The sequence below is a fragment of the Kribbella sp. NPDC051620 genome (assembly GCF_044453825.1).
Classification (GTDB): Bacteria; Actinomycetota; Actinomycetes; order Propionibacteriales; family Kribbellaceae; genus Kribbella.
In genome coordinates, this window is record NZ_JBITDB010000008.1 from 24,488 (window position 1) to 50,603 (window position 26,116).

A 26,116-nucleotide genomic window follows, 5' to 3' on the forward strand; every position below is an offset into this window, starting at 1 on the left:
TCCGAACCTAGAAGCCGGAAACCCAGCCTAGTTCGTCCAGGCGCACAATTTCAGCCCTCGATTTAGTCCGAACCAACAACTTACAGCGGAAGCCATTCGGTGGAGGTCGTCACTGCGGCTAGTTGGTCGGGGAGGGGGTCGACGCCGATGCCGGGCGTGGTGGGGACGGGGAGGTGGCCGTTGTCGAGGGTGAAGGGGGTGGTGATGTCGGTTTGGTAGTAGCGGCTGGAGGCGGAGGTGTCGCCGGGGAGGGTGAAGCCGGGGAGGGCCGCGAGGGCGACGTTGGCGGCTCGGCCGAGGCCGGTTTCGAGCATGCCGCCACACCAGACGGGGATGCCGTGGGCTACGCAGACGTCGTGGATGCGGACGGATTCGAGGTAGCCGCCGACCCGGCCGGGTTTGATGTTGATGATCGAGCACGCGCCGAGGGTGATCGCGGCGGCGGCCGCGCGGGCCGAGGTGATGGATTCGTCGAGGCAGACCGGGGTTTTGATCGAGCGGGCCAGTTCGGCGTGGCCGAGGATGTCTTCCTCGTCGAGGGGTTGCTCGATCAGCAGGAGGTTGAACGGGTCGAGTCTGGCGAGGTGGCGGGCGTCTGCGACTGAGTAGGCGGTGTTGGCGTCTACTTGCAGCAGGACGTCGTCGCCGAAGCGTTCGCGCACTGCTGCCACCGGGTCGATGTCCCAGCCGGGCTGGATCTTGAGTTTGATCCGCAGATAGCCCTCGTCGAGGTAGCCGCCGACGGCGTCCAGCAGCTCGGGAATCGAGTTCATGATGCCTACCGAGACGCCGCAGGGAACGCGGTCGTGGACTGCGCCGAGTTCGCGCGCCAGCGGGCGGCCTTCGGCTCGGAGTTCGGCGTCCAGTACGGCGGTCTCCAACGCGGCCTTCGCCATCCGGTGCCCGTGGAACTTGGCCAACGCCGGCGCGACGTCGATGGCTGACAGGCGTTCGACGGCACCCAAGGCGGGTACGAAGAAGCGCCGCAGTACGTCGATCGCGCCGTCCACGTACTCCGACGAGTACAGCGGCCCGCTCATCGCGACGCACTCGCCCCAGCCCTCGGCCTCGGTGGACACGACGCGGACGAGCAACGCGTCCCGCGTCGTCTCGGTCCCGAACGACGTCCGGAACGGCGACACCAACGGCAACGAGATCCGCCGCAACTCGACTCCGGTCAGCTTCATCACAGCAGCCCCTTCCCAGGACGTTCGACCACGTACCACCCAGCCCGATCGAACCCGGTCACCCGGGCCCCATCCGCCATCAACCCACCCAGCACCTCCCGCAACACCAACCGCCACTCCTTGGCCGCTCCCGGATCACTCCCACGCAACCCCTCAACATCCGCCGGTACGCCGACCAGCACCGTCCCTCCATCCCCACCCGAGCCACCAGCAACCGGTCGCCCAGTACTGCTGACCGCCAGCAAAATCGTTGCCTCCCGCAACGTCTTCGCATCCAGATGAGTGCCCGTGCTTCGGCGGTGGGCGGCGGTTGTTACGGCGGGGGCGTCCAGTTGCCAGCGGACCAGGAGGCGGTCGGAGTCGTCGGCGTTGTTGATGCTGTCGGCCATCGGCCCGTAGAAGTTGGTCAGGTATTCGGTGGGCTGGGCGGCCAGCTTGGTCAGGTTGAAGTAGGCGTTGCGGCGGATCAGTGGGTCGAAGGTCCAGGAGATCGCCGTGACGCCGCGTTCCAGCGCCCAGGCGCGTTGGTGGAGTTTCAGGGCGAAGCCGATGTTGCGCCCTCGGGCGGCGGTGGAGACGCCGGCTACGTGGCTGTGCATGGTCACCTCGGCGGGGGCGCCGAAGAAGCCTACGCAGGCGCCGATGAGGGTGTCGCCGTCGTAGGCGCCGCCTACGTAGTTGCCTGCTTTGGTCAGGGCGCGCAGGAGTTCCGTGGTCACCGGCGGGTTCTTCGGGTCCGGGCGCCAGATCGAGTCGTACAACCGGTAGACCTGCTCAAGCTCCGCCAACTCGCGAAGCTCCCGCACTTCCACCCCAGCAGACGCAGCCGCCGCCAGCCCATCCCGCGCAGCCTCGGAGACAATCAACTCCTCATCGAGAGCGCTCATGGTCTGTCCAGTAGGTCGGCGAGGAGGGCTGTCAGCAACGCGGTTCGTGGTGCTATCTCGGACACGACGACGTGCTCGTCGTCGGCGTGGGCGCCGCCGCCGACGGCGCCCAGGCCGTCGAGGGTCGGGATGCCGACTCCGGCGGTGAAGTTGCCGTCCGATCCGCCACCGACGGAGATCTCACGCAAGGGCGGCAGGCCCAGCGAAGCGGCCAGCTCAGACGCTCGGCGGTAGAGGTCTTCGGACATTTTGCGTTCGAGCGGCGGCCGGTTCGGACCGCCAAGAACCTCGAGAGTCGCCTCGGGAAGTACCGGCTTCAAGGCATGGAGGGCCGCGTCCACCCGGAGTTGTTCGGCGACGGACCGGGCCCGGACGTCGATCAGGAAGCTACCCGCGGCGGGCACGGTATTCCGCGTGGTGCCAGAGGTCAGCATCGTTGGCGTGACGGTGGTGCCCAATGACGGATCACCAAGGTTGCTGACGGCAAGGATCTGATGCGCGGCCTCGATGCTCGCGTTGACCCCGAGCTCGGGCTCGAGCCCGGCATGCGACGCGCGCCCGACGATCCGGATCTCGTAGTTGGAGACACCCTTGCGCTCCAGCTTCAGCGCGCCTTCCGCCGAAGCCTCGAGTACCAAAGCAGCAACGCACCCCGCCGCCTCCTCCTCGATGAGCGCACGCGACGACGGCGACCCCAGTTCCTCATCACCGGTCACCAGCAACGTCACCCCCGCCGCCGAAGGCAGCGCGGCCAGCGCATGGAAAGCCATCACCAACCCGGTCTTCATGTCGAACGACCCAGGCCCCCGCAGTACGCCGTCCTCAACAAGAAAGGGATGCGTGGCGAGCGAACCGACAGGCCAAACCGTGTCGTGATGCGCCAGCACCAGCACGCGCGCCGGCCCATCGCCGAGCCGCCAGCGCAAGTGCTTGACGCCGTCGACCTCCACGTACTCCGGTGCAACGCCGAGCCGCTCCGTCCCGACCCTGGCCACCACCGAAGCGCTAAGGGCCACAGCAGCGAGATCCGAGGACGGCGACTCACACGTCACCAGCGTCTCCAGATCCGCCAGCATCGACGGCAGCGCGGCCTGCAGCTGATCAACCAGTGAAGTCATCCGCCCACCTTAGGAGTGGCGCGAACCCCGCAGTGCAGGTACTTCTCGCCCGTCGGCAACGAATAGAACGTCAGCGGAATCCAGGTCAACGATCCCGGCTGCCGCAGTACGAACAGATCCCCGCTCTCGTCGACCGGCGTCATCACGAACTCGTGCGACGGCTCCGGTGTCAACGCGGCCAACGGCCCGGTGAGCGTCATCCGCAGTACCGCTTCACCGTCGCGTACGAACACCTCCTGCAGAGAACTGGCCCGCTCGTACCGACCGACATGCTTGTGGACATCGACAACCGGCGGCTCCGCGGGCGCGGACAGCGACGCAGGCATGGCCACGCCGGCGAGTTCGAGGAAGATCTCGCGATAGAGCTCCTCGTACAGATCCCGCGTGTTGCCGCCATTAGTCAGGAGCGTCACCGCCAGCCCCTCAGACGGCAGCACCCGCAGGAAGGCAGCCTGTCCGATCGTGTTGCCGTCATGCCCGATCAGCCGGTGGCCATCCCAGTCGAACCTGATCCAGCCCAGGCCCCACGAGTCGCCGAGCGAGTACTTGTCCGGCAGTTCCGCGTGCTTCTCAGCCATCGCGGTCACCGACTCGGAGCTGAGCACCCGAGTGCCGTCGGGTGCAAGCCCACCGGACAGGTGAAGCCGGGCAAAACCCAACGCATCCGCAGCAGTCGAGGTGACCAACCCGGCCGGACCAAGCGACCGCGGCAACCCCCAGACCGGAGCAACTGAAGGCTCCTCGCCACCTTCGCCTTCATGCCCGACCGCTGCGCGATGCATCAACGCTTCCTCGGGCAGGGTGACGGTGTGGTCCAGCTTGAGCGGGACGATGATCCGCTCACGCAGCGCCTGATCCCAGGTCTTGCCGGTGAGCTTCTCGATCACCCGGCCTGCGAGGGAGAAGCCGGAGTTGCAGTACGACCAGGTAGCGCCCAGTGGATGGTTCTGGCCGACCTCGGCCAGCCCGTCGACGTACTTCTCCAAGCAGTCGTCACCACGCCCGGTGTCGGTGAACACATCGCCATCGATCCCGCTGGTGTGGGTGAGCAGTTGCCGCATCGTCACCTTCTTGGCGACATCGGGATCGCCCAGCTGCAGCTCGGGCAGTACCTCGATGATCGGCGCGTCCAGGTCGAGCAGCCCCTCGTCGACGAGTTGCAGCGCGAGCGTCGCCGTCCACACCTTCGTCATCGACCCGATCTGGAACAGCGAATCGGTGGTCACCTCGACGCCGGTGTTCTTGTTCAGTACGCCGAAAGCGGCCTCCACCAACTCGTCACCGCGCAAGATCCCCAGCGTGGCACCCGGTACGCCGTGCTTCGCCGCCAAAGTACTCAGCCTGCGCTGCCAGTGCGAGGCGTCGATCCGAGCTCGCCGGGGCCCACTCGCATCACCGGCATACTGCTCGACCCAGTCGAGGATGCGCCGGTTGAAGTCGAGCCGGTGCGACGGCCGCCCCTCCACGATGAACAGGTGGCTCGCCTCCGGGTACAGCACCAGTTGCGTCGGCACCCCTTGCTCGCGCAGCGCCGTGTGCCACTGCTGCGCCTGGCCGACCGGGCAGCGCACATCCGCATCACCGTGCAGCACCAAGGTCGGCGTCTTCACCTTGTCGACCTGGCTGAAGGGAGACATGGCGCTGACGTCGTCTGTCGACTCCAGCTCGTAGACGCTCAGGAAGTGCCCGCTGTCCGAAGTACCGGCCATGCTGGTGAGGTCGCTGACCACTCCGCCGGTGACTGCCGCCGCGAAGCGGTCGTCGCGGCTCGTGAGGTAGCAGGTCATGAAGCCGCCGTAGCTGTAGCCGGCGACTGCGAGTCGTTGCGGGTCAGCGATGCCCTCGGCAACCAGTTGGTCGAGCGGCTCGAGGAAGTCCTTGGCGTCCGACGTACCCCAACCGCCGACCACCCCGTTGTAGAACTGCTCGCCATAGCCGTCGCTACCCCGCGGATTCACCAGCAGCACGGTCCAGCCGCGCGCAGCGAGCTCCTGGTGGTACAGGTGCACCTCGTCGGCCACCGCGTTCCAAGCGTTGTGCGGACCACCATGGATGTCGAGCAGCAGCGGCTGCGCTCCGGTCGCGGCAGGATCGCGGATCAGATAGGCCGGCACCACGGTCCCGTCCGAGACCGTGAACTCGCGCTCCACCCGCCTGAAGTGCTCGACGTCGGCGAACTTCTCCCCGTACGTCGTCCGCGGAGTCGCCTCGCCGCTCGCCAGGTCCAGCGTGACCACTTCGCCGTACGACGTCTCGGTGACCAGTACGACGGCCGCCAGGTCGCCCGCGATGCTGAGGCCGGACACGTTCTGCCCCGGCTCGCCCAGCACGCGTTCCGGCGTCCCACCCGCGACAGGCACGGAGTACAGGTGACTACAGCCGCGGTCCCGAACGCAGAAGAAGACAGTGCCGCCGTCAGAGCTCAAGACAGGAAGGGCCCCCGGGTACGCCGGACCGCCCGGCATCACGTTTCGATCGAGACCGGCCGCCAGGTTCACCAGCTCGCCACTGTCCAGCGTGAGCCGCAGCAACCCAGCATGTCCCACCGGCCCACTCGGGTTGCCGACGATCAGCAGCCCCGAGCCATCAGCCGTCCACAGCACCGGACCGGCCAGTCCCTCCGCTAGCCCGACCTGCTCACGCTGGGCCTTCTCATCCGTCGCGTCGAGCACGTAGGCGGGTGCTGTCGGGTTGAGGTCGGCGTCGGGAGCAGTGGCTGCTCCGAAGGCGACCTTGCTCCCGTCAGGCGACCAGGCGGGGTCACCCGCATGCCAGTCGCCCTCGGTCGCCTGCCGGACCTTCTTCGAGCCGACCTCCAGCAGGTGGACATGCTGGCGCATGGTGCGCAACCAGCCGGCACCGTCAGCCTGGTAGTCGAGTCGCTCGGTGACGATCGGCGCATGCCCACGGCGGCCGCGTGCCTCGTCGTCCTCGCCGGCAGCCGCGGCAATGTCGACCGGTGCGCTGAAGGCGATCCTGGTGCCGTCCGGGCTCCACCGTGGTGCACCTGCTCCCAGCGGCAGCGTCGTGAGCTGCTCTGGCTCACCACCGGCTGCCGGGAGTACCCAGAGCTGCGCCGGCCCGTCCTTGGCTCGCAGGAACGCCAACTGCGAGCCATCCGGCGCCCAGACGGGTGTGCTGTCGCTGGTACCTCGGGTGAGCTGCTGCGGCTCGCCACCGGCAGCCGGTACTCGCCAGAGGCTCCGCAGAGTCCGGTCTTCCTTCAGGTCGGTGGTTCGCAGGACATAGGCGAGCTGGGAGCCGTCCGGCGACAGGGCCGCCTGCTCCGGTACCGCGAACTCGGAAAGGTCGTCGATGAGCAGACGTCGGGTCACGGGGAAGTCCTCCTTGGAAGCGGGGGTAGCGAGGTCGTACCGCGGCGGGGTACGGCCGCGAGAAGTTCTCTGGTGTAGTCGTGTTGTGGATTGCCGAGGACCTCGTGGGCAGGTCCGAACTCGACGATCCGGCCGAGGTACATCACGGCGATCAGGTCGCTGACGTAGCGGACGACCGCGAGGTTGTGCGAGATGAACAGCATTGACAGCTTCAGCTCCCGCTGCAGGGAGCGAACCAGGTTGAGCACTGTGCCCTGGATCGACACGTCGAGCGCGGAGGTGATCTCGTCGGCGATGATCACGTCCGGCTGGGCGGCCAGCGCCCGGGCGATCGCCACCCGCTGCCGCTGCCCACCGGACAACGCCCCCGGATAAGCATCCGCCCGCTCACCATCCAGCCCGACCAACTCCAACAACCGCGCAACTTCTTTGTGTCGGTCGGGGAATGGCCGGGGGATGGCCTCGGCGATGGTGTTGCCGATGGTCATCCGTGGGTCCAGGGAGGAGTACGGGTCCTGGAAGACCATCTGCAGGGGGCGGCGTTGACCGGGCCGATGACGCAGCGGCACGCCGTCCAGCAGGATCTGGCCGGAGGACGGTGTCGTCAGCCCGACCGCGGCGCGTGCCAGCGTCGACTTGCCCGACCCCGACTCGCCGACGAGCCCGACCACCTGGCCGGATGGCACCGTCAGATCGACCCCGTCGACCGCGGTCACCGCGCGACTGCCGGTGCCGAACCTGACCGTCACGCCATCGAAACGCAGTTCGCTCATCGCGCCCGCCCCGTCCGGATCGACTCGCCGCCGAGATACCGAGCATGCCAAGCCGCCGCGTCGCCTCCAGCACTCGTGGCGGCCGTCCCCTGCGGATGCCAGCAAGCCACCTGGTGCGCCGGCCCATGGCTGACCAGCGCCGGATCCTCAACCTTGCACTGGTCCTGCGCAAACTCACACCGAGCCGCAAAGGCGCACCCAACCGGGAACGCCGACGGATCCACCGGCCGCCCCGGTATCACCGCCAACGGCTCGTCCAGCGGCGTCTCCAGATCCGGTACCGCGTCCAGCAACGCGCGCGTATACGGATGCCGAGCCCCAGTCGCCAACTCGGCCGCAGGCAAGTCCTCCACGATCCGCCCCGCATACATCACCAGCACCCGATCGCAGACCTGCGCAACCACGGTGATGTCATGGCTGATCAGCAACACCGCGACCTCGTCCTCGGTCCGAATCGTCTCCAGCAACTGAAGCACCTGCTGTTGCACGGTCACGTCGAGCGCGGTGGTCGGCTCATCGGCGACGATCAGCGCCGGCGCCCCCATCAGCCCCATCCCGATCATCGCCCGCTGCCGCATCCCGCCCGAGAACTCATGCGGGTACTGCCGAGCCCGCCGCTCGGCCTCCGGAATCCGAACCGCCCGCAGCCGATCGACAGCCCGTGCCATCGCACTGCGCCGCGTCAACCCCTGATGCTCGCGAGCACCCTCGGCCAACTGCGTCCCGATCCGCTTCGTCGGATTGAACGACGTCATCGGGTCCTGGAACACCATCGCGAACGACGTCCCCAACAGCCGCCGCCGCGCGGCCGCCGTACTGCGAACCGCCAACCGCCCGAGCAACGGCGCCCCGAGAAAGGACAACTCAGCGGCCCGTACCTCCCCAGGCGACTCGATCAACTGCGCGACAGCCAACGCGGTCAGGCTCTTGCCCGACCCGGACTCGCCGACGACGCCGACGATCTCGCCCCGGCTGATCGTGAAGCTGACTCCACGTACCGGTGTAACAGGGCCGGGAAAGCTGACGTGCAGGTCTTCGACGACCAGCACGGCATCGTCATCGACAGCCGCCGCGGGCCTGGTCTCCGGCATCCGCTCGAGTGAGCCCTTCACGGCCGGCACGAAACTCTTCAGCACAGGTACGCCGAAGCCCTTCGCCACCGCCTCCCCGAACAGGTTGAACGCCAACCCGGCAACGACCACTGCAACCCCGGGAGCCAACGCCGCGGCCGGATGCACGTAGATGCTGTTGAGGCTCTCGCCCATCAACCGGCCCCAGTCGTACGCCGGCGGCTGCACTCCCAACCCGAGGAACGACAACCCGGCGAAGGCAAGCAATGCGCCGCCCGCTCCGATCGTCGCGTTCACCACCAGCGGCTCGGCGATGTTCGGCAGGATGTGCCGCAGCAGCATCCGGAACCGTCCGACTCCGGCGATCCGCGCGGCCGCCACGAAGTCCCGCTCGGCGATCCCCGCGACCAGCGTCTGCGTCAGCCGCGCGAAGGACGGCGCTCCGGCGAAGCCGATCGCCAGCACCGCGCCCTTCGCGCCGACTCCGAAGATCACCGCGAAGAACAACGCGAGCAGCAACCCAGGGAACGCGACCGCGATGTTCACCACCGCGGTCGTCAACCGGCCGGCCCGCCGCCCGAGCAGCACCGGCGCACAACCCAGCGCGAGACCGCTGACCACAGCGATCGAGATCGCCGCGAGCGCGAGCAGAATCGATGTCCGCGAGGCGACCAGCACCCGGTAGAAGATGTCGCGCCCGAGATTGTCGGTGCCGAGCCAATGCGCCGCGGACGAGCCTTCCAGCAAGTGCTCGGTGTCGATCGCGCTCGCCTGCTGGGTCCAGATGATCGGGGCGAAGAGCGCCAGCAGGAGCACCGCCAGCAGAAGCACGCCAGCGCCCAAGCCGACCGGCGTACGAAGTACCGCCATCCAGCGCGCCCTCATCCTGGCCTGCCCTCCCGTCCTGGTCTGCCCTCTCATCTCTTCTGCCCTCTCATCAGCTCTCCCTGATGGTTGATCGGGGGTCCAGCAGAGCGAGGATCACGTCGACCACCAGGTTGACCAGGAGGACGCCCGCGCCGTAGACGAGCACCACGCCCTGCACGAGCGGGTAGTCCTTGGACAGGATCGACGACACGATCGTGCTGCCGAGTCCCGGCCAGCCGAAGACGTTCTCGACCAGCACTGTCCCGGCGACCATGCCACCGAGCAGTAGTCCGCCCAGAGTGATCGTGGCCGTGACTGCGTTGGGCAGCGCGTGCCGCACGTAGACAGCAACGGCCGGGAGTCGCTTGGCCCGGGCAGTACGCAGGTAGTCCGTCTGCAGGACGGCAAGCAGCTCCACCCGGCAGATGCGGGCCAGCACCGCCGCTGGGCCGATAGCGAGTGAGATCACCGGCAGCACGTACGACGACAAGCCTCCGCGCCCGGCCACCGGCAGCCAGTGGAGCTTCACTGCGAAGACGTACACGAGCCCCACGGCCAGCAGGAACTCAGGGATCGCCGCCAGGATGACCGTCGTCGACGTGAAGCTCAGCTCGGCACGCGGCCGTCGCCCGGCCCGGGTCAGGACGCCCATCGCCAAGCCGACCGGCAAGGCGATGAGCATGGCAACAATGAAGGCTGCGAAGGCGAGCTGGACAGTGGCCGGCAGCCGGTCCCGGATCACGTCGGATACGGGAAGGCCGGTGGTGATCGAAGTACCGAGGTTGCCGGTGAAGAGGTGCTGCAGGTAGTGGATGTACTGCAACCAGAGCGGGTCGTTGAGGCCAAGTGACTCGCGCTGGGCGTCGACGAGGCTCTGCGCGGCTGCCGGTCCGAGTGCTCCCCGGACGGGGTCGCCGGGGATCAGGTGGATCATCAGGAAGGCCGCGCTGACCAGCACCAGAATCGATCCAGCCAACCGCCCCAGCCGACGGACAGCGAACCGCACCCAGGGATGAGCGGCGAAGCCCGCCGGCAGCCCGGCCGCACTGCCCAACCCGCGCGGCCCCCCGCCTGGCCGACCGCTGACAGAGCCGGTTCCCTGGATGCCGGTGGCTGTGGTCATCCGAGCATCCGGATCGTCTGGGGGGCGACGCCGTCGCTGAGCTCGAAGGTGGCGCCCTTGCCAAAGATCGGCACGGTCGAGTCCACGAACGGCACCACGTTGACCTCCTTCAGCAGAGCGCGCTCAGCGGTCGCCCAGTCGGCACACCCGTCCGCGCCGGCGATCTTGGACGCCTTGGCGATCGCGGCGTCGTACTCGGGGTTCTTGATCGAGGCGAAGTTGCCGCCGTTGGGCGGACCCGTGCCGGACATGAAGCTGACCAGTTGGCTGGGCAGGTTCACCGTCAGCGGGATCAGCCCGGCGTGCCAGGTGCCCTGGCCGGCCAGAACGACGGTGCTGATCTCCGCAGTGGACACGGCCTTGAGCGAGACATCGACGCCGAGCTCACCCCAGGCCTTCTGCAACAGTTCGGCGCCGGACTGCAGCGTCGGGCCCAGGTTGGTCAAGTAATAGAAGACGAGGGACAGCTTGGTGCCGCCCTTCTCCCGGATACCACCCGCGCCTGCCTTCCAGCCGGCCGCGTCGAGAGCTGCTTTGGCGGCGTCGAGGTCATGGCCGGGGATGTTGCCCGTGATCGTGTCGTCGTTGCAGGGCCCAGTGCCGGGGACGACGAAGCTCGTGCTCGGCTTGCCGGTGCCGCCGGTGATCACCTTGCCCAGCTGGGTCAGGTCGAGGGCTTGCGTCAGCGCTTTGCGGACGGCGAGATCGGCGGTCGGCAGGCCGGGCTTCTGGTTGAACCAGAGCTCGCCGAGCGGAGTACCGGCGCTGCGGTTGAAGAGTTGCTGCGCCTGCAGCCGCTGCTTGTCCGGGCCGGAGATGGCGGCGATGTTGACCTGACCGGAGATCAGCAGGTTGGCCGCGGTGGTCTCGTTGGCGACGACCTTGAGCACAACCTTGTCCGCCAGACCCGGCTGGTCGGCCTTGAAATCGCCAGGGCCCCAGGCGTACTCCTTGCGGCGGGTCAGCGTGTAGTGGTCACCGGGCACGGCCTCGGTGACCTTGTACATCCCGGTGCCGTCCGAGCCTTGCTTGAGCAGCTTGCGGTCCTTCATGCCCTTGTCGCACACGATGTGCAGACCACCGATGTTGCGGACCAGGAACGCATCCGGCGCGGCCGCCGTCACGGTGACCGTGCCGGCCGTGTCGTCGCCGACAGCCTTGGCGCCCGCCGGGACGAAGACGCCGATCCTGGTCGACTTGCTGGCCGGATTGCCGACGAAGTTGATGTTGGCCGCGACCGTGGTGGCGGTCAGCGGGCTGCCGTCCAGACAGGTGACACCCTTGCGCAGCGTGTACTTCGCCGTGGTGGTCGTGCCTTCCCACTTCTCCGCCAGGCCCGCCACCTGCTGGCCGTTCTGGTCGAGGTTGACCAGCGAGTCGTAGAGGAACGCGTCGACCTGCTTGGTGATCGACAGCGAGGTGAACTGCGGGTCGAGGTTGCCGGGGTCGGAGCCGAGCGCCATGGTCAGCGTCTGACCCTCGACCGGCTTGCCGCCGCCGGTGGTGGTCGATTCGCCCGAACTGCAAGCAGACAAGGCCAGTCCGGTGAGCAGCGCGCCGGCGATGATGGCAGATCTCATGATTCCTCCGAAGGGAAAGGGCGGATCAGGCTGAAGCGCGGCGGATGGCCCGGCCGCTGTGGATGAAGAGGGCCGGACCGCCCGATTCGTTCCCTACGAACACATAAGAAATGTGAACGCCGTTCTCCGCCTTGCGCGCGATCAGGCTTTCCTCGTTCCGCCCGACCAGTTCGACCGGGTCCGGCGCGGGCCCGAGCTCGGCGAAGATCCCCTTGGGCGTCTGGTCGAGCCAGACCTTGCCGTCCTCGTCCTGCCGGACGGTGACGTCGACGACCTCACAGCTGTAGGTGCCGACGAACCGGTCCACGTCGATCGGCACCGGCGTGGCCGGGGGAGTGGGCAACGCGGGCAGGTCCAGCCCGGCAAGCTCCTTGACCACGTGGCCGACCACAGTCTTGTAGAGCTCGATCGTGTCGCCGCCGTTGGTCAGTACGGCGACCGCCAGCCCATGCTCCGGTACGACCCGCAGGAACGCGTTCTGGCCGATCGTGCCGCCGTCATGGCCGATCACGGTCGTACCGTCCCAGTCGAACAACTCCCAGCCGAGGCCCCACGAGTCGCCCATCATCCCGAGCTTGGGCAGCTTGACCTGCTCCTCCTGCATCGCCTTGACGCTCGCTGGGCTCAGTACCGACGTACCGTCGGCGGCTGTTCCTGAGTCGAGGTGCATCTTGGCGAAGGCGAGCAGGTCGCGTGGCCGCATCGCGAGCATGGCGCCCGCGGGGGCCATCCCTCGCGTCATCCCCCAGATCGGCGCGGGTACCGGTTCCGCGTCGGGAGCGGGCCGGATGTGGCCGACCGCGGCGCGGTACAGGATCGCTTCGTACGGGTCGGTCGCCGCGTGGGTGAGGCCGAGTGGAGTGAAGAGGTGCTCGCGGAGGGCGGTGTCGAACGGCTTGCCGCGAAGTACCTCGATCAGCCGGCCCAGGACCGCGAAGGCCGCGTTGTTGTAGGAGAACATCTCGCCGGGCGCGAAGAGCTGGCTGACCTCGGCGATGCTGGCGACGAACTTCTCGACCGCGTCGTCACCCTTGCCGGTCTCGTTGAAGATGTCGCCCTCGAAACCGGACGTGTGGCTGAGCAACTGGCGAACGGTGATCACGGCCGCCGCGGCCTCGTCGCTGATCACGAACTCCGGGAGGTAGTCGCGCAGCGGCTTGTCGAGGTCGATCTTGCCCTCGTCGACCAGTTGCATGACCAGCGTCGTCGTCCAGACCTTCGTGATCGAGCCGATCTGGAACACGGTGTCGGGGGTGACCGGCACCTCGGTCGCCTTGCTCAGTACGCCGGCAGCGTGGTCGATCACCTCGCCGCCGAACAGCACGCCGACCGCCGTACCGGGGACCTGGTGCTCGGCGAGCAACGCCGGCAGCCGGTCTTGAAGCCACGTCTCGATTTCGCTCAGGGTCGCCATGCACCGACGCTAGGACCGGCCGCCGCCGGAGTATTCGTCGCAACCGACAACTGACCGGCCCGATTTCGTCCGGACCGACGAGGTGTCAGGATCGGACGATGGAGCAGACGTATTGGTACGCCGACGGCCTGGACCCCGAGGAACTGGCCTTCCAGCGCCTGTACGGACCGGTGGAACCGGCCACCCGGGAAGAGGCGGTCGAGTTCTTCGGCGGACTCGGGCTGGACTGGTGGGTCGCGGGCGGCTGGGCCGTCGAAACGTTCACCGGTGTCTCCCGGCCGCACGAGGATCTCGACGTGTCGTTCTGGCGGCGTCATGTGCCGGAGCTGGTCAGGTACGCGGACGGCCGGTACCACGTCTGGTCGGCCGGGAGTCACAAGCTCTCCCCGCTCTCACCCGAGCGGCCGGTGATACCGGACGACGCGGACCAGGTATGGCTGCGCGAGCACGCGCTGGCGCCCTGGAAGTACGACGTGGTGCTGAACCCGGATCGCGACGGGCGCTGGGTGTTCCGCCGCGATCCGTCCCTTGACTACGCGCTCGACGAGGTGACCTGGGTCGCCGACGACGGCATCCGCTACGTCAATCCGGAGATGGCGCTCGCCTACAAGGCCCAGGGGAACCGTCCGAAGGATCGCGCCGACCTGGCCGCCGCACTGCCCCTGCTGGGAGCGGCCAGGCGCAGCTGGCTGGCCGACATGGTTCACCACCTGCACCCCGACCACGCCTGGCTGGAGCAGATCCGCGGCGGCTGAGCAAAACAATCGGGGCGATCGGGAATAAACGGCGCAATTCGGGAACAAGGGGCGAGGACTTACTCTTGAGGGTGTTATGACCTCTTCAGGCCGTCGGACGGTCTATCTCGATCACGCCGCGACGACACCTATGCTTCCCGCGGCGATCGAGGCGATGGCTGCCCACCTCGGGCGTACGGGCAACGCGTCCTCGTTGCACGGGTCCGGGCGGGCCGCGCGGCGTACCGTCGAGGAGTCGCGGGAGACGATCGCGGAGGCGCTGGGTGCCCAGCCGAGCGAGGTGGTGTTCACCTCGGGCGGTACGGAGGCGGACAACCTCGCACTCAAGGGGCTGTGGTGGGCCCGGCTGGCCGAGGACCCGCGTCGGCGGCGGATCCTCTTGAGTGGGATCGAGCATCACGCGGTACTGGACCCGGCCATCTGGCTCGAGGAACACGAGGGCGCCGAGATCGAGTGGCTGCCGGTCGACGAGCTGGGCCGGGTGCGGGCCGAGGACGTCCAGCGGGCGATCGAGAAGGACCCCGAGTCCGTGTCCTTCGTCACGCTGATGATGGCCAACAACGAGGTCGGCACGCTGCAGCCGATCCGGGAGGTCGCCGCGCTCGCCAAGCCGTACGCGATCCCGGTGCACACCGACGCCGTCCAGGCGGTCGGGCAGGTGCCGGTGGACTTCGCCGAGCTGGGTGTCGACGCGATGACGGTGAGTGCGCACAAGGTCGGCGGTCCGTTCGGGATCGGCGCGCTGGTCGTCCACAAGGAGACGAAGCTGGCGCCGATCGTGCATGGCGGTGGGCAGGAGCGCGACGTCCGCTCGGGCACCCTGGATACCCCGGCGACGGCCGGGTTCGCGGCGGCGATCGAGCATGCCGTCAAGCATCAGGCCGAGCACGGCGCGCGGCTGACAGCTCTGCGCGACGCCCTGATCGAGGGCATCACCAGTACGGTCCCGGGCGCGATGCTGTCTGGTGATCCGGTGCACCGCTTGCCGGGTAACGCACACTTGTCGTTCAAGGACTGCGAGGGCGACTCGCTGCTCCTGCTGCTCGACGCGCGCGGCATCGAGGTCTCTACGGGGTCAGCCTGCAACGCGGGTGTCGCCGAGCCCAGCCATGTGCTGCTGGCGATGGGGTACGACGATCAGCGGGCCCGCGGGTCCTTGCGCTTCACCATGGGGCACACGTCCAGCCGGGCCGACGTGGACGCCGTACTGGACAACATCGGGCCCGTGGTCGAGCGGGCGATGTCCGCCGGATTGCAGAACGTAGGAAGGAACCACTGATGCGGGTACTCGCAGCCATGTCCGGCGGGGTCGACTCCGCCGTCGCCGCGGCGCGGATGGCCGAGGCCGGGCACGACGTGGTCGGCGTGCACCTGGCGCTTAGCCGCAACCCCCAGTCGTACCGCAGTGGCGCCCGCGGTTGCTGCACCATCGAGGACTCCCGTGACGCCCGCCGCGCCGCCGACGTGATCGGGATCCCGTTCTATGTCTGGGACCTGGCCGAGCGGTTCCACGCCGATGTGGTCGAGCCCTTCGTCGCGGAGTACGCAGCAGGCCGTACGCCGAACCCGTGCCTGCGCTGCAACGAGAAGGTCAAGTTCAGCGCGGTGCTCGAGCGGGCCCTGGCCTTGGACTTCGACGCCGTCGCCACGGGGCACTACGCGCAGATCGTCGAGACCGCGGCGGGCCGTGAGCTGCACCGCGCGGTCGATCCGGCGAAGGACCAGTCCTACGTGCTCGGGGTACTGACCCAGGAGCACCTCAAGCACGCGTTCTTCCCGCTCGGCGACACTCCGAAGACCGAGATCCGGCTCGAGGCCGAGCGTCGCGGGCTGTCGGTGGCGGCCAAGCCCGACAGCCACGACATCTGTTTCATCGCCGACGGCAACACCCCCGGCTTCCTCGCCAAGCAGCTCGGCGAGGCGCCCGGTGACATCGTCGACGCCCAGGGCAACAAGCTCGGCGAGCACAAGGGCACCCACGGCTTCACCGTCGGCCAGCGCAAGGGCCTCAAGATCGGTACGCCGGCAGCCGACGGCAAGCCGCGTTTCGTGCTGGACATCTCCCCGGTCGAGCGGACCGTCACGGTCGGATCGCGGGCGGAGCTGGCGGTCGAGAGCCTCACTGCGTCGAACCCGCGCTGGTGCGGCCCGGTCCCGACGTCGACGATGCATGTCAAGGCTCAGCTGCGGGCGCACGGGGAGGAGATCGCCGTCACTGCACGGCTCGAGGGCGACCAGGTGCTGGTCTCCTTCGACGAGCCCGCCGATGCCGTCGCCCCCGGCCAGGCAGTCGTCCTGTACGACGGCACCCGGGTGATCGGGTCGGCCACCATCGACTCGGTCGAGCGCGCAACGCAGAAGGTCTGATCTCCCGTGCTGCGGATGAAGGACACCTGCGAGCGCTGTGCCGCGCAACTCGGTCCTACGGCCGATGCGGTGATCTGTAGCTACGAGTGCACCTTCTGCCCGGAGTGCTCTGAGGCGATGGCGCATGTCTGTCCCAACTGCGGCGGCGAGCTGGTCAGGCGGCCGACCCGCACTACAGGTGCTTCCGCTATCGCTTCGCGTACCCCCGGCCGCATCGCCAGATATCTCCAGAGGAACAGGAACACCACGTGAGCAGTCCCTTCGGCCCAGCGGCGACCACTGCGATGGGCTCGCTGCCTGGCGAGGACGTGCGCGAGTGGACCAAGTACGTGCTGGAGGGGGTGACGATCCCGTTCCTGCCCGAGTTGCCGGCCCGCCCGTACGCCGACATGGTGAGCCGGGCCGCTGGCGTGGTGACGTCGCTGGCTATGGATCTGCAGCCGGCTGGCTGGCGCTTGACGGGTGGCAACGACCCGCGGGCGAGCCTTGATCAGCGACGGGCTCGGTCCTTGCTGCTGCAGGACCTGGATGTCCTGGAGGAGCTGGCGGATGGGTACACCGGCCCGCTGAAGCTCCAGGTGACCGGGCCGTGGACACTCGCTGCGACGGTCGAGCTGCCTCGTGGCGACAAGGTGCTCGCGGATCACGGTGCTCGGCGCGATCTGGCCGAGGCGTTGGCTTATGGGCTGCAGGACCACATTGCTGACCTTCGGCGACGGGTGCCGGGGGCCTCGCTTGTGGTGCAGCTTGATGAGCCGGGGCTGCCCGCAGTACTGGCTGGGGCTGTGCCTACTGCCAGTGGGTGGGGTAAGCACCGCTCTGTCGACGGGCCGGGGTCTGTAGATCTACTGAGCCGAGTGATCGAGGCTGCAGCGCCTGCGATCACAGTGGTCCACTGCTGTGCCGCACGCCCGCCCATTGAGGTCTTCCGGAAGTCCGGGGCCGGGGGAGTAGCAGTGGACGTGTCCCTGCTGACTGATGCCGCCTGGGAGCAGATTGCCTTCGCAGTGGAGGACGGGACGACGCTGTATGCGGGCGTAGTACCGACCACTGGACCTGTGCCAAAGGCTGAGCAGGCAGCGGCGCTCCTGACCCGTCGCTGGCACGAGATCGGCCTGGCCCAGAAGTCACTGGTCGACGTCGTGATCACCCCAGCGTGTGGCCTCGCGGGCTCGACGTCACCATCGGACGCCCGGTCACGGCTCGAACTTCTCGGTCGTACGGCACAAGTAGTAGGAGACGCCGCAGAGGCCTAGAAATGTCCCTGGCTGGCGGTAAGTTCGGTCTATGAGTACGGAGATTCCCGAGACCAGTGCCGCCGACCAGCCTGCCGCGCCGCCGGAGGTGCGGGAGCGGCATGCCGAGCTGAGCCGGGAGATCGAGGAGCACCGGTTCCGCTACTACATGGCGACCTCGACCATCTCCGACGCGGACTTCGACGCCTTGATGCACGAGCTGCAGGGGATCGAGGAGCAGTACTCCGAGCTGCAGACGCCGGACTCGCCGACGCAGAAGGTCGGCGTGCCGATCTCGACGCTGTTCACCGCGGTCGAGCACCCGCAACGGATGGAGAGCCTCGGCAACGCCTTCTCCGCCGAGCAGATGGAGGCGTGGGCGAAGCGGCTGGAGCGTGAGGTCACCGTCGCGCAGATCCACGAGAGCGGGTTCCTCTGCGAGCTCAAGGTGGACGGCCTGGCACTCGACCTGGTCTACGAGAACGGCCGGCTGGTCAGCGGCGCCACCCGCGGCGACGGCCGCACCGGCGAGGACATCACGCTGAACGCGCGCACCATCGACTCGATCCCGAACGAGTTGAAGACCGACGACCCGCCGGCCTTCCTGGAGGTGCGGGGCGAGGTCTACTTCCGGGTCGAGGACTTCACCGAGCTGAACGCGCAACTCGTTGAGGCAGGCAAGGACCCGTTCTCCAACCCGCGCAACAGTGCGGCCGGATCGCTGCGGCAGAAGGACCCGCGCGTCTCCGCGAGTCGCCCGCTGCGCTTCGTAGTACACGGTCTCGGCAAGGTCGAGGGCTATCACGTGCACCGCCTCTCGGAGGCGTACGAGCAACTGAAGGAGTGGGGTCTGCCGGTCAGCGACCGCGCCCGCCGGGTGACGACCCTGGACGAGGTCAACGAGTTCATCGCGTACTACGGGGAGAACCGGCACTCGGTCGACCACGAGATCGACGGCGTGGTGGTCAAGGTCGACGAGGTCGATCTGCAACGCGCGCTCGGCTCGACGTCGAGTGCTCCGCGGTGGGCGATCGCGTACAAGTACCCGCCGGAAGAGGTCACCACCAAGCTGCTCGACATCAAGGTGAACGTCGGGCGTACCGGCCGGGTCACTCCGTACGGCGTGATGGAGCCGGTCCGGGTGGCCGGGTCGACCGTCGAGTTCGCCACCCTGCACAACAGCCAGGAGGTCGAGCGCAAAGGCGTCTGGATCGGCGACACCGTGGTACTGCGCAAGGCCGGCGACGTGATTCCCGAGATCCTCGGGCCGGTGATGGAGCTGCGGCCCAAGGACGCGTACCCGTTCCGGATGCCGACCGAGTGCCCGTCCTGCGGGACGACGCTGCGGCCGATGAAGGAAGGGGACATCGACATTCGTTGCCCCAACTCTCAGTCGTGTCCGGCGCAGTTGCGGGAGCGGCTGTTCCATCTGGCGGGGCGGTCTGCCTTTGACATCGAGGTGCTGGGCTTCAAGGCTGCCGATGCCCTGATCAGCAGTGAGTTGATCGCGGACGAAGGGGATCTGTTCTCGCTGACCGCGGAAGATCTGGCGACCAGTTCGTTCTTCACCACCAAGGCCGGTGCGCTGTCCGCCAACGCCACGAAGTTGCTCACCAATCTGGAGCAAGCCAAGACTCAGCAGTTGTCGCGTGGGCTGGTCGCGCTGTCGATCCGGCATGTCGGTCCGACCGCGGCGGCCGCGCTGGCGGCGGCGTACGACGACATCGATGCGATCGAGGCGGCCTCGGAGGAGGAGCTGTCGCAGATCGAGGGGGTCGGGCCGACCATCGCGCATGCGGTGATCGAGTGGTTCGGGATCGACTGGCATCAGCAGATCGTCCGGAAGTGGAAGGAAGCCGGCGTCGAGTTGCGGCAGGTGCGGACCGGGCCGACCGTCGAGCAGACGCTGACCGGCCAGTCCGTCGTGGTGACGGGCACCGTCGAGGGGTACAGCCGCGACGAGGCGACCGAGGCGATCGTGTCGCGCGGCGGCAAGGTCGCGGGGTCGGTGTCGAAGAAGACCTCGTTCGTGGTGGTGGGGGATGCGCCGGGGTCGAAGTACGACAAGGCGGTGCAACTCGGGGTGCCGATTCTGGATGCGGCGGGCTTCGTCGTACTGCTGACCGAGGGGCCGGAGGCGGCTGCGGCGGTGGCGACGAATCGCGAGCCGGAAGAGGCCTGACAGTCGACGGATCCAGCGGCTCCACTGATCCGTCCGACTGTTAGTTTTCACCTTCTAGACGTGGTTTTCTAAGGAGCAGCTATGACGACGCCGCCACAGGGACCGTGGGGTCCTGGGCAGCCAGAGGGCCAGCCGGGCGGACAACAAGGAGGACGACCGCTTGGTGGTCGTCCCGGGCAGGGCCAGCCGCCACAGCATGGCGGCTGGAACCAGCAGCCCGGCCAACCTCCGCAGGGCGGCCAGCCGCCGGCACAGCAGTACCCGCCGGCGGGGCCCCCGCATGGTCAGCCCCCGCAGCAGGGCGGCGGCTGGGGTCACCAGTCCAGCCAGCCTCCGCAGGGTGGCCAACCTCCGCAAGGCAGCCAGCCTTCGCAGGGTCCTCACCCGCAGGGTGGGCAACCCCCGCAGGGTGGGCAGCCTGGTGGTTGGGGTCAGCAGCCTCCGCAGCAAGGTCAGCCGCCGCAGTACGGCCAGCAGCCTCCCCAGCAGGGCCAGCCTCCGCAGGGGCCGCCTCCGGGGTACGGGCAGCAACCGCCGTACGGGCAGCAGCCTCCGCAGCAGGGTCAGCCGCCGCAGTACGGGCAGTCTCCGCAGCAGGGTCAGCCTCCGCAGTACGGGCAGCAGCCCGGTGGGTATCAGCAGCCGTGGGGTCAGCAGCAGCCGCAGGGTGGGTGGCAGCAGGGGCAGCAGCCTTGGCAGGGTGGGCCCGGTCGTAAGAGGGACGGCATCTCCAAGGACAAGCTGCCGCTGGTGGTCGGCGGTAGCTTGATCGGCCTGGTGGTGATCGCCCTGCTGGTGTTCCTCGGTATCCACTTTCTCGGCGGCGACGACAAGACGACGACGACCAACCCGAGCACACAGCCGACCCAGTCGGTGGCCGGTGGACAGGCGCAAGGTGCCACCGACAGGCTGCAGAACGCCGGTTTCCAGTGCAGTGATCTGTTCAACGGCGCCCAGGGCGCGCACCGCGGCTGCTTCAAGTTCGACGAGGTCAGCCAGGCCGAGGTGATCTTCCAGTTCCAGGCCGACGGCACGATCATCAGCACGCTGATCCGGTCGGTGAACCGGGAGAACGTCAACAACGCCGCGGTCTCCTTCGACGCGGCGCTGCAGGCGATCGGCAACGACACCATCGGCGGCAGCGACGTGGCGAAGATCCAGGCAGCGGTGAAGACCGGTCAGAAGGACGCCAAGGTCGCCGGCAGTTGGGGTGACTTCAACCTGTTCAACAACGGTGACTCGGTCCAGGTCTCCGGCAGCAAGTCCGGGATGGAGTCGTTCGACCTGCCCACCAAGGAGTTCCCGACCACCGTCGAGCAGATGACCACCGCGCTGAAGGCGAAGCAGTACGCCTGCACGCTGGCCTGCCGCAAGGACCTGGGCCGATCCGGCTCGCAGCGGATCTTCCCGCTCGGCGGCAGCAGCAAGGCGATCCGCTCGCTCGACATCGAGGCGTCGGGCGACCCCGCCGAGGTCAAGGCGGCCCTCCCGGTCGCCGTCGCCGATGCGATGGGTGTGCTCAAGGGCCCGGATGTGGCTGCGCTCAAGACCTTCCTCGAAGCACACACCGACGGGAAGCCGTACGCTGCTTATGTGGCCGGCTGGCGGGTTCAGCAGACCGGCACGGCCAACGACGACTACTCGTCCCAGTCGATCAGCATCAAGTACGAGTCGTACTACGTGTGAGGTGTGATGAAGTCCAACCCGGAGAAGCGGCCGGAGACCCAGGTGGCCAAGCCGCCGCCGGAGTCGGTGTCCCGGGTGGACGGCGGCGGTCCGTGGGGGCCGACCCAGTTCGACCTGCCGGAGCGTGACGGCGACAACACCCAGACGGTGGTGATCGTCGCCGCCATCGGCGTGATCCTGCTGCTGTTGCTGGCCGGCGCCTGGACGCTGTGGTATTTCAAGTTCAACTGATCCGGACAACGAAGAAGGGCCGCTCCGATCGGAGCGGCCCTTCTTCGTTGATGCTCAGGTCTAAGCGGTGGCGCGGATGGTGACCGCGAGGTTGGCCAGGTAGCTCAGCCGGGCCACCTCGGAGCCGAGGAACTCGGGTCCACCGCGGCGGCCGATCACCAGCACCCGGCGGTTGGACTCCAGCGGCGCGGCGACCAGTACCGACTCGGCCAGACCTTTGTGGTCCGGAGCGGTCAGCGTGGTCGCCTTCTCCAGCGGCAGCCACTGGTCACCCAGGTCGCCGAACTCGGGCGTCGCGCTCGTCTCCAGCGCGACCTTGATCTCGCTGCCGGTACCGTCCAGCAGCGCGGCCCAGTCGGCGTGCAGCACCGCGGGTGCCTGCTCGACCAGGATGTCGACCGCTTCGGCCGGAGCCGAGGTCATCTGCTCGACGGCCTCGAGGTCCATGTGCAGGCCGCCGCCGGCGCCGTACCGGGAGAACCAGATCACCTCGACGTCGGGGACGCCGTTGCAGGCGGATACCAGCCGGTCGGGCAGCACGCCCGGTGGGAGGTCGACCACGATGTCGTCGACGGCGGTGCCGTTCTCGCGCCGGTGCTCCACGATCTCGATCGCGTGGATGTCGGCGCTCACCTCGCCGAGTGCCGTTGCCACGGTGCCCAGCGAACCGGGCCGGTCCGGGATGATCAATCGCAGCAGGAACACCGAACGATCATCTCCCAGCCGAATACCACCCAAGTTACGCCCTGTCGCGGCCAATGTTACAGAGCGGAACAAAGTGACACGCCGGGCCCTCTCATCTGATGAACGGATGACCCTGTGGAAACCGGAAATACAAGTGTCACAACGGCCCACTAGGATGGCCGCGTCCGTACAGGTAGGTGCGAGCCGCACGCTGCCGGCAACTCGTTGTAGACCATTGGAATCCTTCATGCCATCGATTACCCGCGAAGAGGTCGCGCATCTGGCGCGGCTGGCGCGGATCGAGCTCACCGAAGACGAGCTCGACCACCTCGCTCCGCAGCTCGAGCAGATCATCGGCCTGGTCGCCCAGGTCAGTGAAGTGGCTGCCGAGGACATCCCGCCGACGTCGCACGCCCTGCCGCTCACCAACGTGATGCGGCCTGACGTGAACGTCCCCTGCCTCACCCCGGAGCAGGCGCTGTCCGGCGCCCCGGCAGCCGAGGAGCAGCGTTTCCGGGTACCGCGGATTCTGACCGAGGAGGCATGAGATGACCGACCTGACGCGGAAGACCGCGGTCGAGCTCTCCGAGCTGATGAGCTCGGGCCAGGCGTCGTCGGTGGAGATCACCCAGGCGCACCTGGACCGGATCGGTGCGACCGATGGCGCCGTGCACGCGTTCCTGCACGTCGACACCGAGGGCGCGCTCGCCCAGGCGGCCGACGTCGACGCCCGGCGGGCCGCGGGTGACGAGCTCGGTCCGCTGGCCGGCGTACCGCTGGCGCTGAAGGACGTGCTGACCCAGGACGGCGTCCCGACGACCGCCGGCTCGAAGATCCTCGAGGGCTGGAAGCCGCCGTACGACTCGACGGTCGTGAAGCGGCTCAAGGCGGCCGGCATCGTCATCCTCGGCAAGACCAACATGGACGAGTTCGCCATGGGCTCCTCGACGGAGAACTCGGCGTACGGGACGACCCACAACCCGTGGGACCTCAACCGGATCCCCGGTGGTTCGGGTGGTGGCTCATCGGCCGCGATCTCGGCGTACCAGGCGCCGCTGGCGATCGGCACCGACACCGGTGGCTCGATCCGTCAGCCCGCCGCCTTCACGGGCACGGTCGGCGTGAAGCCGACGTACGGCGGGACCTCGCGGTACGGGCTGATCGCGCTGGCCTCCAGCCTCGACACGCCTGGCCCGTGTGCGCGGACGACGCTCGACGCGGCGCTGCTGCACGAGGTGATCGCCGGGTACGACGAGATGGACTCCACCTCGATCAACCAGCCGGTACCGCCCGTCGTTGATGCCGCGCGTCGTGGTGACGTGACCGGTCTGCGGATCGGTGTGGTCAAGGAGCTCGGTGGCGAGGGGTACCAGCCGGGGGTCGAGGCCCGCTTCCACGAGGCGGTCGAGCTGCTCACCAAGCTCGGCGCCGAGGTGGTCGAGGTGTCCTGCCCGCACTTCCAGTACGCGCTGCCGGCGTACTACCTGATCCTGCCGAGCGAGGCCTCGTCCAACCTGGCCAAGTTCGACGCGATGCGGTTCGGCCTGCGGGTCGGCGACGACGGCGAGAACGACGCCGAGAAGGTGATGAGCCTGACCCGCGAGGCCGGTTTCGGTCCCGAGGTCAAGCGCCGGATCATGCTCGGCACGCACGCGCTGTCCAGCGGCTACTACGACGCGTACTACGGCCAGGCGCAGAAGGTGCGGACGCTGATCGCCCGCGACTTCACCGCGGCCTACGAGCACGTCGACGTACTGGTGTCGCCCTCGACGCCGACCACCGCGTTCGCGATCGGCGACCGGGTGAACGACCCGATCGCCATGTACAAGAACGACCTCTGCACGATCCCGTCGAACCTGGCCGGCAACGCGGCCGCGTCGTTCCCGGTCGGCCTCGCGGACGAGGACGGCCTGCCGGTCGGCTTCCACGTGATGGCGCCGGTGATGCGCGACGACCTGTGTTACCTGGTCGGGGCGGCGCTCGAGTCGGCGTACGCCGACCAGTGGGGTGGCGTGCTGATGTCGAAGGCTCCGGAGCTGGAGGTCACCCGATGACTGTGGTTGCTGATGTGCTGTCCATCGATGACGCCCTGGCGCAGTTCGACCCGGTAATGGGCCTGGAGGTCCACGTCGAGCTGAACACCTTGTCGAAGATGTTCTGTGGTTGCCCGACCGAGTTCGGCGCACCGCCGAACACGCAGACCTGCCCGGTCTGCCTCGGCCTGCCGGGCGCGCTGCCGGTGGTGAACGCGCGGGCGGTCGAGTCCGCGATCAAGATCGGCCTCGCGCTGAACTGTGAGATCGCCGAGTGGTGCCGGTTCGCCCGGAAGAACTACTTCTACCCGGACATGCCGAAGAACTTCCAGACCTCGCAGTACGACGAGCCGATCGCCTTCAACGGGTGGACCGAGGTCGTCGTCGACGGGGAGACGTACCGGATCGAGATCGAGCGCGCGCACATGGAGGAGGACACCGGCAAGTCCACCCACGTGGGTGGCGCGACCGGTCGCATCCACGGCGCGTCGCACTCGCTGGTCGACTACAACCGGGCCGGCATCCCGCTGATCGAGATCGTCACCAAGACGATCGAGGTGCCGCCGGCCAAGGCGGCCGCGGTGGCGCGGGCGTACGTGAGCATGCTGCGTGATCTGCTGCTGGCGCTGGACGTCTCCGACGTCCGGATGGACCAGGGGTCGCTGCGGTGTGACGCCAACGTGTCGCTCAAGCCGTCCGGGTCGTCGCAGCTGGGCACCCGGACCGAGACCAAGAACGTGAACTCGTTCCGCTCGGTCGAGCGCGCGATCACCTACGAGATCACCCGGCAGGCCGCCGTACTGGTTGCCGGGGGCAAGATTCTCCAGGAGACCCGGCACTGGCACGAGGACACCGGGGTGACCACCTCGGGCCGGGAGAAGTCGGACGCCGACGACTACCGGTACTTCCCGGAGCCGGATCTGGTGCCGGTTGCTCCGGCGCGCGACTGGGTCGAGGAGATCCGGGCGACGCTGCCTGAGGCGCCACCGGCCAAGCGGCTGCGGCTGCAGACCGAGTGGGGCTTCACCGATCTGGAGATGCGCGACGTCGTCAACGGCGGCGTGCAGACCCTGATCGAGCAGACCGTCGCGCTGGGTGTCGCTCCTGCCGCGGCCAAGAAGTGGTGGCTGGGCGAGCTGGCCCGCGCGGCCAACGAGGCCGGCAAGGACGTCGACGCGCTCGGCGTCGGGCCGGCCGAGATCGCCGAGGTCCAGAAGCTCGTCGAGGCAGGCGCGCTGAACGACAAGCTCGCTCGCGAGGTCTTCGACGGCCTGGTCAAGTCCGAAGGTTCCGTCACCGAGATCATCGCCGCTCGCGGCCTCGCGTTGGTCTCGGACGACTCCGCCCTTCAGGAAGCCATCGACCGAGCCATCGCCGCCAACCCCGACGTCGTCGAAAAGGTCAACTCCGGCAAGCCCGCCGCCGCTGGAGCCCTCATCGGCGCAGTCATGAAGGACATGCGAGGCCAGGCCGACGCCGCCAAGGTCCGCGAACTCCTGAACGCGACCCTGGGCATCTGACGTTCCACCGAGGCAGCGCTGAGATCCGTCATGTGGGCCTCAGCGCTGTCGCGTTCATGCAGCGCTGAG

General features: G+C 68.1%; 22 protein-coding genes. 11 read left to right on the forward strand and 11 right to left on the reverse strand.

Annotation, left to right across the window (positions count from 1 at the left end; genetic code table 11):
* Positions 1 to 80: 80 nt before the first annotated feature.
* From menC to ACIA12_RS35160, 9 genes are read right to left on the reverse strand one after another with little or no spacing between them, the layout of a single operon-like run.
* Complete coding sequence (gene menC / locus ACIA12_RS35120; RefSeq protein WP_396371625.1) at positions 81 to 1,187, reverse strand: o-succinylbenzoate synthase; 1,107 nt, start codon at positions 1,185 to 1,187, stop codon at positions 81 to 83.
* Positions 1,187 to 2,074 (reverse strand): GNAT family N-acetyltransferase, encoded by an 888-nt coding sequence (locus ACIA12_RS35125; protein ID WP_396371626.1) that lies wholly within the window; start codon positions 2,072 to 2,074, stop codon positions 1,187 to 1,189. The genes menC and ACIA12_RS35125 overlap by 1 nt, the downstream gene beginning before the upstream one ends.
* Positions 2,071 to 3,192 (reverse strand): M20 family metallopeptidase, encoded by a 1,122-nt coding sequence (locus tag ACIA12_RS35130; RefSeq protein ID WP_396371627.1) that lies wholly within the window; start codon positions 3,190 to 3,192, stop codon positions 2,071 to 2,073. Before ACIA12_RS35130 ends, ACIA12_RS35125 begins: the two co-directional genes overlap by 4 nt.
* Positions 3,189 to 6,527 carry a serine hydrolase gene (locus ACIA12_RS35135; RefSeq protein WP_396371628.1) on the reverse strand — a complete coding sequence of 1,113 codons (3,339 nt, stop codon included), beginning with the start codon at positions 6,525 to 6,527 and terminating at the stop codon, positions 3,189 to 3,191. Before ACIA12_RS35135 ends, ACIA12_RS35130 begins: the two co-directional genes overlap by 4 nt.
* Positions 6,524 to 7,300: an ABC transporter ATP-binding protein gene (locus ACIA12_RS35140; protein WP_396371629.1), complete on the reverse strand. Its 777-nt coding sequence runs from the start codon at positions 7,298 to 7,300 to the stop codon at positions 6,524 to 6,526. Before ACIA12_RS35140 ends, ACIA12_RS35135 begins: the two co-directional genes overlap by 4 nt.
* Positions 7,297 to 9,255 carry a dipeptide/oligopeptide/nickel ABC transporter permease/ATP-binding protein gene (locus tag ACIA12_RS35145; RefSeq protein ID WP_396371630.1) on the reverse strand — a complete coding sequence of 653 codons (1,959 nt, stop codon included), beginning with the start codon at positions 9,253 to 9,255 and terminating at the stop codon, positions 7,297 to 7,299. The genes ACIA12_RS35140 and ACIA12_RS35145 overlap by 4 nt, the downstream gene beginning before the upstream one ends.
* A 52-nt stretch (positions 9,256 to 9,307) precedes the next feature.
* The gene (locus tag ACIA12_RS35150; protein WP_396371631.1) at positions 9,308 to 10,360 is read right to left on the reverse strand and encodes an ABC transporter permease; all 1,053 of its coding nucleotides are present in this window, start codon (positions 10,358 to 10,360) and stop codon (positions 9,308 to 9,310) included.
* Positions 10,357 to 11,940 carry an ABC transporter substrate-binding protein gene (locus tag ACIA12_RS35155; protein ID WP_396371632.1) on the reverse strand — a complete coding sequence of 528 codons (1,584 nt, stop codon included), beginning with the start codon at positions 11,938 to 11,940 and terminating at the stop codon, positions 10,357 to 10,359. The genes ACIA12_RS35150 and ACIA12_RS35155 overlap by 4 nt, the downstream gene beginning before the upstream one ends.
* A gap of 25 nt (positions 11,941 to 11,965) precedes the next feature.
* The gene (locus ACIA12_RS35160; protein WP_396371633.1) at positions 11,966 to 13,354 is read right to left on the reverse strand and encodes a serine hydrolase domain-containing protein; all 1,389 of its coding nucleotides are present in this window, start codon (positions 13,352 to 13,354) and stop codon (positions 11,966 to 11,968) included.
* Between the two features lie 98 nt (positions 13,355 to 13,452).
* Between ACIA12_RS35160 and ACIA12_RS35165 the strand changes: the two genes are divergently transcribed.
* From ACIA12_RS35165 to ligA, 6 genes are all read left to right on the forward strand, one after another.
* Positions 13,453 to 14,109, forward strand: coding sequence for a nucleotidyltransferase domain-containing protein (locus tag ACIA12_RS35165; RefSeq protein ID WP_396371634.1), 657 nt, complete (start codon positions 13,453 to 13,455; stop codon positions 14,107 to 14,109).
* Between the two features lie 76 nt (positions 14,110 to 14,185).
* Positions 14,186 to 15,388 (forward strand): cysteine desulfurase family protein, encoded by a 1,203-nt coding sequence (locus tag ACIA12_RS35170; RefSeq protein ID WP_396371636.1) that lies wholly within the window; start codon positions 14,186 to 14,188, stop codon positions 15,386 to 15,388.
* Positions 15,388 to 16,476, forward strand: a complete 1,089-nt coding sequence (gene mnmA / locus ACIA12_RS35175) for a tRNA 2-thiouridine(34) synthase MnmA (protein ID WP_396371638.1) — start codon at positions 15,388 to 15,390, stop codon at positions 16,474 to 16,476. Before ACIA12_RS35170 ends, mnmA begins: the two co-directional genes overlap by 1 nt.
* Before the next feature lie 15 nt (positions 16,477 to 16,491).
* Complete coding sequence (locus tag ACIA12_RS35180) at positions 16,492 to 16,728, forward strand: DUF1272 domain-containing protein (protein ID WP_396371639.1); 237 nt, start codon at positions 16,492 to 16,494, stop codon at positions 16,726 to 16,728.
* A complete protein-coding gene (locus ACIA12_RS35185) occupies positions 16,725 to 17,732 on the forward strand; it encodes a methionine synthase vitamin-B12 independent (RefSeq protein WP_396371640.1) in 1,008 nt (335 codons plus the stop codon). Before ACIA12_RS35180 ends, ACIA12_RS35185 begins: the two co-directional genes overlap by 4 nt.
* A gap of 31 nt (positions 17,733 to 17,763) precedes the next feature.
* Entirely contained in the window at positions 17,764 to 19,893 is a 2,130-nt protein-coding gene (ligA, locus tag ACIA12_RS35190; RefSeq protein WP_396371641.1) for an NAD-dependent DNA ligase LigA, read from the forward strand.
* A gap of 54 nt (positions 19,894 to 19,947) precedes the next feature.
* On the opposite strand, the gene ACIA12_RS35195 is transcribed toward ligA, so the two are convergent.
* Positions 19,948 to 20,706, reverse strand: a complete 759-nt coding sequence (locus ACIA12_RS35195) for a hypothetical protein (RefSeq protein WP_396371642.1) — start codon at positions 20,704 to 20,706, stop codon at positions 19,948 to 19,950.
* Between ACIA12_RS35195 and ACIA12_RS35200 the strand changes: the two genes are divergently transcribed.
* Both ACIA12_RS35200 and ACIA12_RS35205 read left to right on the forward strand, forming a co-directional pair.
* The gene (locus ACIA12_RS35200; RefSeq protein WP_396371643.1) at positions 20,671 to 21,579 is read left to right on the forward strand and encodes a hypothetical protein; all 909 of its coding nucleotides are present in this window, start codon (positions 20,671 to 20,673) and stop codon (positions 21,577 to 21,579) included. The two genes, ACIA12_RS35195 and ACIA12_RS35200, sit on opposite strands and share 36 nt — an antisense overlap.
* 6 nt (positions 21,580 to 21,585) lie before the next feature.
* The gene (locus ACIA12_RS35205) at positions 21,586 to 21,810 is read left to right on the forward strand and encodes a hypothetical protein (RefSeq protein ID WP_396371644.1); all 225 of its coding nucleotides are present in this window, start codon (positions 21,586 to 21,588) and stop codon (positions 21,808 to 21,810) included.
* A 60-nt stretch (positions 21,811 to 21,870) separates the two neighbouring features.
* On the opposite strand, the gene ACIA12_RS35210 is transcribed toward ACIA12_RS35205, so the two are convergent.
* Positions 21,871 to 22,515, reverse strand: a complete 645-nt coding sequence (locus ACIA12_RS35210) for an amino acid-binding protein (RefSeq protein WP_343963711.1) — start codon at positions 22,513 to 22,515, stop codon at positions 21,871 to 21,873.
* A gap of 226 nt (positions 22,516 to 22,741) precedes the next feature.
* Between ACIA12_RS35210 and gatC the strand changes: the two genes are divergently transcribed.
* From gatC to gatB, 3 genes are read left to right on the forward strand one after another with little or no spacing between them, the layout of a single operon-like run.
* Positions 22,742 to 23,041, forward strand: coding sequence for an Asp-tRNA(Asn)/Glu-tRNA(Gln) amidotransferase subunit GatC (gene gatC / locus ACIA12_RS35215; RefSeq protein ID WP_328326589.1), 300 nt, complete (start codon positions 22,742 to 22,744; stop codon positions 23,039 to 23,041).
* 1 nt (position 23,042) lies between these two features.
* The gene (gene gatA, locus ACIA12_RS35220) at positions 23,043 to 24,548 is read left to right on the forward strand and encodes an Asp-tRNA(Asn)/Glu-tRNA(Gln) amidotransferase subunit GatA (RefSeq protein WP_396371645.1); all 1,506 of its coding nucleotides are present in this window, start codon (positions 23,043 to 23,045) and stop codon (positions 24,546 to 24,548) included.
* Entirely contained in the window at positions 24,545 to 26,047 is a 1,503-nt protein-coding gene (gene gatB, locus ACIA12_RS35225) for an Asp-tRNA(Asn)/Glu-tRNA(Gln) amidotransferase subunit GatB (RefSeq protein ID WP_396371646.1), read from the forward strand. Before gatA ends, gatB begins: the two co-directional genes overlap by 4 nt.
* The last annotated feature ends 69 nt before the right edge of the window (positions 26,048 to 26,116 follow it).